This window comes from Janthinobacterium sp. CG_23.3, assembly GCF_046115965.1.
GTDB lineage: Bacteria > Pseudomonadota > Gammaproteobacteria > Burkholderiales > Burkholderiaceae_D > Janthinobacterium.
Genome location: NZ_JBJXIB010000064.1, coordinates 25,488 through 32,879 on the forward strand (window position 1 = coordinate 25,488; position 7,392 = coordinate 32,879).

Below are 7,392 nucleotides of genomic sequence, written 5' to 3' on the forward strand. Positions count from 1 at the left end.
CCTCTCGGGTCGCTGGTATATTCCACCTCGGTCGATGCGTGCAATCACACGCACTTGCCCGCGCAAATCAGTATTACCGAGGCTCTACCGAAAAATCGGAAACCAACAATAAGCGCAAACGCTCAAAATCGACGGGCTTGGTGAGGTGGTGATTGAAACCGGCATCGAATGCAAGCTGACGATCTTTTTCCTGTCCCCACCCGGTCGAAGCGATCAAGGTCATAGATGAGCCTTCGGCCGTGGTGCGCAAGCGCCTAGCTAGTTCATAGCCGTTTATATCAGGAAGTCCGATATCGAGCAAAGCGACCTGGGGCTTGAAGTCGGCGACCATGTCGAGCGCTGCTTCGGCGGTATGGGCCGCCCTAACCTTACAACCGAACAACTCCAGTGCCATCGTTATTGTTTCAGCGGCATCCTTATTGTCGTCAACGACCATGACGCGCAGGTTAGCTTGCTGCAACTCGATTTTTTCCGCGGCGACGTGGCGGCTTACCGCGTCTGAGCTTAACGGCAACTGCAAGGTGAATTCGCTTCCTCTACCTTGCCCCGCGCTGCTGGCACAAATCGTGCCGCCGTGAAGTTCGACAAGTCCCCGTACCAGCGCCAAGCCGATGCCCAATCCACCCTTGGCCCGCTCCAGGGCTGGTTCAAGTTGGGAGAACATATCGAACACACTCGCCAGCGCGTCGTTCGGGATGCCGATGCCATTGTCGCGCACCCGCACTACGACATGCTCTTGGTCGCGCTCCAGCGTAAGCTTGATCAAGCCGCCGTCGGGCGTGTATTTCGCCGCATTGGTGAGTAGATTCAGGACAATCTGGACCAGACGGGTAGCGTCCCCGTCGACAACGACAGGATGCGCGGGGAGCGAGAGTGTCAGCGTATGCCGGGCCGCCTGCATCAGCGTGGCGACATCCTGCGCGGCGCTGCGCAACAGCGCAGTCAGCTCGACCGGCTCCCGCTGCAGCTGCATGCGGCCCTGGGAGATGCGCGACACCTCCATCAAATCGTCGATCAGCCGGGTCAAATGGCGCAGCTGGCGATCGAATACCGACAGTATCCGGTCGTCGGCCACGCCGTGGAACTTCATCTTCAGGACGTCGAGCGCGCTACGCATTGGCGCAAGGGGATTGCGAAGCTCGTGCGAAAGCGTTGCCAGGAACTCGTCCTTGCGGCGGTCAGTCGCGGATAGCTGCGCATTGACCGCCTGCAGCAGCACTTCCGCCTCCTGGCGCGCCTCCAGCGCCGCTTCCGCAGTCTTACGCGCAACGAGCAGTTCTCGCTCATATTCCCGGCGATCCGATGCGATGAACAGCGCCCACTGATCCAACACGCGATCCTCGTGCTGCGAACGCATGATGTTAATCAGCATCGGCACGCGCTCGCCCAAACGGTTACGTAAATCGACTTGAATCTCGCCCACCGACCCTTTCACCTGGAGTATCGGAAGACAGTGCGTATGGTAGAACAAGCGCGCGCCGACGGGCAGCAGGTCTAGCATGCGCAGTTTGCCGGCCAGCTCGTTTTCTTCGTAACCGAGCCAGCGACATGCACTGGCATTGGCCCTCAAAATCAGGCCGTTAGAATCGGCCAGCAATAGTGCGCAAGCCGCGTGCTCAAACAGAAAGTCGCCCGATGGCAGTGCCTCGCTCATCAGGGTCAGCGCAAAGTATGCGCGAGGAAGCTCTCGATGACCCTTGAGCTCTCGGTGGGCGCGCTCATGTGTGGACAATGACCGACGTTCTCGATGACGTGCAGAGTGCTGTTCGGCAAATGACAATGCAGGTAGTCACCAACGGCGCGTGGCGCGATCAGGTCGTCGCTGCATTGAAGGATAAGCGCCGGAACCTCCGATTTAGGCACATCGGCACGATGGTCGGAGAGGAAAGTCACGCGGGCGAAGTGCTTGGCGATCTCAGGATCGTTGCGGCAAAAACTGTCCGTCAACTCCTCGCGCAGCGCAGGCTGCTCAGGCACGCCCATGATCACAGGGGCCATACTGCCAGACCAGCCCAGGTAGTTCGATTCAAGGGTACCAAGGAGTTCATCAATATCCCCGCGACTGAATCCGCCGGCGTAATCGCCATGGTTGATATAGCATGGAGAGGGCCCAACCATCACTTGCGCGAGAAACCGTTCCGGCGCCTTGATCGTCGCAAGCAGTCCGATCATGGTACTGACGGAATGGCCGACAAACACCACGGGTCCGGTCGCGCACTCTTCGAGGATCTCGAGCAAGTCATCGGCATAACCGTGCAGCGTACCGTATTTCATCCGGTCATAGGCCCCGAGGTCGGACCCGCCGCTGCCAACCAGATCAAACGAAATGGTACGAAAACGTTCACCGAAGGCGGGGGCCAGAAAACGCCACATGGTCTGATCGCAGCCGAATCCATGTGCGAACACCATGGTAGCGGCCCCGTTACCCTCGATACGAACATTATTCCTTACTAACACGGACATAGGATTTTCCAAAGAGGATGTAACTGTTGCGCGAAACGGCGATTGTAGCTTGAACCGATGGGCAACGGCGCGCACGCGACAACTTGCCTGGCAAGACGACATCGTTGCTTATTTCGCTTTCGCAGCCACTGGGAGTTTGGCCGTCAGCCGCGCCCGTTCCGCTGAATCATTATCCTCATATCAATATAGTTTAATATTCGCGGCTAGGCCGGCGACGCCGGCGCGGCAATCCTGTACAGTGCCAAACCGGCCGCCGCTGTGGCGCCCGGCAAACTTGTATAACATGGTGTCGGCGCCAGCGCGCGCGGGCACCCGTCTCCCTAAGAAAACCAACACGAGGGCAATCAGTGGCAATTCACATACTCATCAACCTGGCCGTGGCGTTGGCCGCCTGCGCCGTCCTGTTCCAGCTGCAAAGCCGGCACGCCTCGTTCACCGTGCGCGTATTCACCGGCCTGGGCCTGGGCATCGTCCTCGGCGCCGCGCTGCAACTGATCTACGGCGCCGGCGCGCCGGTAGTGGCAGGCACCAACGACTACCTCGACATCGTCGGCACCGGCTATGTCAAGCTGCTGCAGATGATCATCATGCCCTTGATCATGGTGTCGATCGTCGCCGCCGTCATCAAGCTCAAGGACGCCAACTCGCTCGGCAAGATCAGCGCCCTGACCATCGGCACACTGATGCTCACCACGCTGGTGGCGGCCGCCATCGGCATCCTGATGGCCAAGCTGTTCGGCCTGAGCGCGGTCGGCCTGACCGCCAGCGCCGCCGAGGCGGCGCGCGGCGAATACCTGCAGGGTTCGCTGGCCACGGCCAAGGCGATCTCGCTGCCGAGCATGCTGATCAGCTTCATCCCGTCCAACCCCTTCCTCGACCTGACCGGCGCGCGCAAGACCTCCACCATCGCCGTGGTCATCTTCGCGCTCTTCGTCGGCGTCGCCGCCACCGGTATCGCCGCCAAGAAACCGGCGCTGTTCGCCTCGTTCGAGCAATGCGTCAAGGTCGCCCACGCCATCGTCATGCGCATGGTCACGCTGGTGCTGCGCCTGACCCCGTACGGCGTGTTCGCGCTGATGGCGCAGGTGGTGTCGAGCTCCAGCTACGCCGACATCCTCAACCTGATCAGCTTCGTGCTGGCCTCGTACAGCGCGCTGATCCTGATGTTCGGCGTGCACCTGGCCATCATCGCCGGCGTCGGCCTGAACCCGCTGCGCTACCTGCGCAAGATCTTCCCGGTGCTGGCCTTCGCGTTCACCTCGCGCACCAGCGCCGGCTCGATCCCGATGAGCGTGCAGACCCAGACCCGGCGCCTGGGCACGCCGGAGGGCATCGCCAACTTCGCCGCCTCGTTCGGCTCGACTATCGGCCAGAACGGCTGCGCCGGCATCTACCCGGCCATGCTGGCGGTGATGATCGCCCCCACCGTCGGCGTCGACCCGTTCACCGCCGCCTTCATCCTGCCGCTGCTGGCGATCGTCATGATCGGCTCGGTCGGCGTGGCCGGCGTCGGCGGCGGCGCCACCTTCGCCGCGCTGATCGTGCTGTCGGCGATGGACCTGCCGGTGGCGCTGGCCGGCCTGTTGATCTCGATCGAACCGCTGATCGACATGGGCCGCACCGCCCTCAACGTCAGCGGCTCGATCACCGCCGGCACGCTGACCAGCCGGGTGCTGGGCCAGACCGACATGGCGCTCTTCAACAGCGACGCCGAACTCAACCTGGACGAGGCCGAACTGGCCGCGTAGGCGGCACCGCCGTGCCCTTGGCTTTTTACGCCAACGGCACGGCCGCAACCCCCTCCTTGGCGTCCGTTTGGCGCACATCAAACCCCGTTCCCAGAAGTCCCCCTCGCGCCCCGATTCCATCAACACGCCCGAACCACGGGCGCGCCGGCCAGTCTAATTTTTGCCATCGGGATGCGCTCGAACGTCGGCTGATGGCTGCGGCCCGCCGTCCGCGCGCCGCACACCAAGGAAGGAGGGGCGATATGGCTTTCAATTTATACGACTCAAAAGGTTGCGCGCTGGACCGGCAGCGCTTCACCTGGCGCGAGCTGGTGCAAAATCCGATCAGCAAACTCGACGACGACGCCTTCACGCGCGTGCGCGTCATCCTCATGAACGGCGTCGAAACCGAAGCGATCCGCTTCCAGCACATGGCCGCGCGCATGAACGCCGACCTGCGCCTGCCGCTGGCGCAAATCCGCCGCGCCGAACAGCACCAGGCCACCACCGTCAACTGGCTGCTGGGCTCGGACCACTCGCCGCTGGAAACCACCATCGCCTACGAGCAGGTGGCGATCGAGGTGACCGCCGCCGTGGCCCAGCGCGAACCGGACCCCTACCTGGCGCAGGTATACCGCTTCGGCATGCTGGAAGACTTCGACCACCTGTACCGCTATTCGGCGCTGCTGGACCGGCTCGAAGGCAAGGACGCCAACAACATCCTGCAAAGCTACACCGACATCCTGCCCGGCCGCCCGACCATGCTCGAGCACCGCGCCCCGCAAGACGACCTGCGCGACCCGTACGACCGCGCCACCGCGCTGCCGCTGACCAAAATGCACGCGCTCACCATCACCGGCGCGGAGTTCCAGACCCACGACTACTACATGAACGTCGGGCCGCTGTTTTCGGACCCGGTGGCGCGCCAGCTGTACGCCGAGATCGCCTCGATCGAGGAGCAGCACGTGACGCAGTACGAGTCGCTGCTGGACCCGTCCGAAACCTGGATGGAGCAGTGGCTGCTGCACGAGGCCAACGAGGTCTACAACTACTACAGCTGCGTGCAGCAGGAAACCAACCACCACGTGAAGGCGATCTGGGAGCGCTTCCTCGACTACGAGCTGGGCCATTTCCACATGGTCAGCGAGCTGTTCAAACAGATCGAAAAACGCGACCCGAGCGAATTGCTGCCGCCGGCGCTGCCCGAGCCGATCGCCCTCAAGAGCCACCGCGAATTCGTGCGCCAGGTGTTGGCGCAGGAGGTCGACCTGCGCGCCAACGGCAGCCGCTTCGTCGACAAGCCGCAGGAAAGCGCGCAGTCGCGCGCCTACCGCGACCAGATGAACCGCGACGGTTCGCCCAGCGAGTCGGTGGCCGCCGGCTACGCCTGGGTGCCGGGCACGGAATTGAACCGCACCGTGATTGCCGTCGACTGACGGCGCGCGGGCACATTGCGAGGACCACCACGATGACACAGACAGAACAACTCGGTATGAACCGCACCGGCATCCAGATGTCGCCGCTCGACAGCCGCGCCATGCAGGACGTCGGCGGCGCCGGGCCGGACGCTTTTTTCGACGACTCCGGCATCGCCAACCTGCGCAACGACTACATCGTCAACGCCGACCTGCTCGGCTCGGTGCCGCTGCCGGCCACGCTGAAGGGCGTGGCCAAGGCCGGCGTCGCCGCGCTCAAGGGCGACAGCCCGCACATCCTGCTCGACAAGCTGGGCGAGCGGCTGGCCTTCGAGCGCACCGGCGCGCGCCTGTACGACGCCCTCATCACCAAATGCGAGGCAATGCTCGACGGCACCCTGAGCATGAGCATCGACGACCTGCAGGAAATCCGCGACGACGAGGCGCGCCACTTCCTGACGGTGGCGCGGGCCATCGAGGCGCTGGGCGGCGACGCCACGTCGCAAACCCCCAGCGCCGACCTGGTCGGCGTCGAATCGATGGGGCTGGTGCAAGTGCTCAACGATCCGCGCACCACCATCGCGCAGTCGCTGCACGCGCTGCTGACGGCCGAACTGGCCGACCAGGCCGGCTGGGAGTCGCTGATCGCGCTGGCCGAGGAGCAGGAACAGTACGACATGGTCGGCGAATTCACCGTCGCCCTCGACGAGGAACGCGGCCACCTGCTGATGGTGCAGAGCTGGTACGAAGAGGCCATCGGCATTCCCGGAGTGCGGGAGATCGACGACGACAACGAGCTGGAGGAACTGCCGCCCTGAGGTAGCGGCGTCGCGCACAGGTTGAACTTTTACCCGGCTGGCAAACCTAACAGTTACCCACTTAAAGAAAGGAACGATCATGATTGCACTGTCGAAAACCTCCAGAATCATCCTGACCGCGGCACTGCTGAGCGCCATGCTGGGCGGCTGCCGCAAGACGCCGACCGACCAGACCGGCGCCGCCGGCACCAGCGGCACCGGCACCACCTCGGGCAGCAGCGGCACCAGCGGCGCCACCGGCACCAGCCCTGGCGCCACCCCAAGCACCACCCCCACGCCGGACACGACCATGCCGCCCGCCACCACCACGCCGGGCACCACCACGACACCGGGCGCCACTCCGCCCGACAGCGCCACCACGCCGGGCAGCACCATGCCGGGTAGCGGTACCACCACGCCCGGCACCACGCCCGGCACCAGCGGTTCCTCGGGCACCAGCGGCACCAGCGGTTCCTCGAAGTCCGGCACTACCGGCACCACGACGCCACCGAGCGGCGGCTAAGGTCCGCGCCGCGTCGCGGGATCGGAAATGGGGGCGCAGCTACAGTTAGCCGCTCTCGCGCCATCACCCGCCGACCCGTCCGAACGCGGCGAACATACACGTTCGCATCGTCGGCGTAGCGCGCGAAGCGATGGCCGCGCCGCTCGCTGTGGTTAATGCCGTTCACTTAACGCGATTGTCGTAGGTCGGGTTAGCCGGAACGGCGTAACCCGACAACGTTGGCCCAGAGCAGCGCGACTCGCTTCGGCCAACATGGTCGGATTAGGCTGCGCTAATCCGACCTGCGACACGTTAAGTGAACGGCATTACCCACTGTGCTCAGCTCTCGGTGGCACTTGCACCCGCAGGAATGCGCCCATGCTGGGCGCACCAATTGGCATAGGGGCGGCCAGTGAAACTAGCCGACCCCTGCCACACCACCCGGCATGCGGGTCCGCACCGGGCGGTTCGAGTAGTTGAGGTTATGA

Annotated in this window: 6 protein-coding genes and 1 pseudogene; 4 read left to right on the forward strand and 3 right to left on the reverse strand. The window is 63.8% G+C overall.

The window, feature by feature from the left end; genetic code table 11:
• Positions 1–73 precede the first annotated feature (73 nt).
• A complete protein-coding gene (locus ACFDR9_RS15885) occupies positions 74–1,654 on the reverse strand; it encodes an ATP-binding protein (protein WP_409031623.1) in 1,581 nt (526 codons plus the stop codon).
• 5 nt (positions 1,655–1,659) lie between these two features.
• On the reverse strand, positions 1,660–2,463 hold the full coding sequence (locus ACFDR9_RS15890) for an alpha/beta fold hydrolase (protein ID WP_409031624.1): 804 nt from the start codon (positions 2,461–2,463) through the stop codon (positions 1,660–1,662).
• Between the two features lie 347 nt (positions 2,464–2,810).
• Between ACFDR9_RS15890 and ACFDR9_RS15895 the strand changes: the two genes are divergently transcribed.
• The 4 genes from ACFDR9_RS15895 (at position 2,811) to ACFDR9_RS15910 (ending at position 6,925) form a co-directional block, all read left to right on the forward strand.
• Positions 2,811–4,211 (forward strand): L-cystine transporter, encoded by a 1,401-nt coding sequence (locus ACFDR9_RS15895; protein ID WP_026132896.1) that lies wholly within the window; start codon positions 2,811–2,813, stop codon positions 4,209–4,211.
• A gap of 242 nt (positions 4,212–4,453) precedes the next feature.
• Entirely contained in the window at positions 4,454–5,626 is a 1,173-nt protein-coding gene (locus ACFDR9_RS15900) for a hypothetical protein (RefSeq protein ID WP_017876777.1), read from the forward strand.
• 32 nt (positions 5,627–5,658) lie between these two features.
• A complete protein-coding gene (locus ACFDR9_RS15905) occupies positions 5,659–6,423 on the forward strand; it encodes a ferritin-like domain-containing protein (RefSeq protein WP_035787657.1) in 765 nt (254 codons plus the stop codon).
• Positions 6,424–6,502: 79 nt separating this feature from the next.
• A complete protein-coding gene (locus ACFDR9_RS15910) occupies positions 6,503–6,925 on the forward strand; it encodes a hypothetical protein (RefSeq protein WP_409031625.1) in 423 nt (140 codons plus the stop codon).
• Between the two features lie 58 nt (positions 6,926–6,983).
• Here ACFDR9_RS15910 and ACFDR9_RS15915 read toward each other — a convergent pair.
• Positions 6,984–7,070 (reverse strand): annotated as a pseudogene (locus ACFDR9_RS15915) (group II intron reverse transcriptase/maturase); the annotation flags it as partial.
• Between the last annotated feature and the right edge of the window lie 322 nt (positions 7,071–7,392).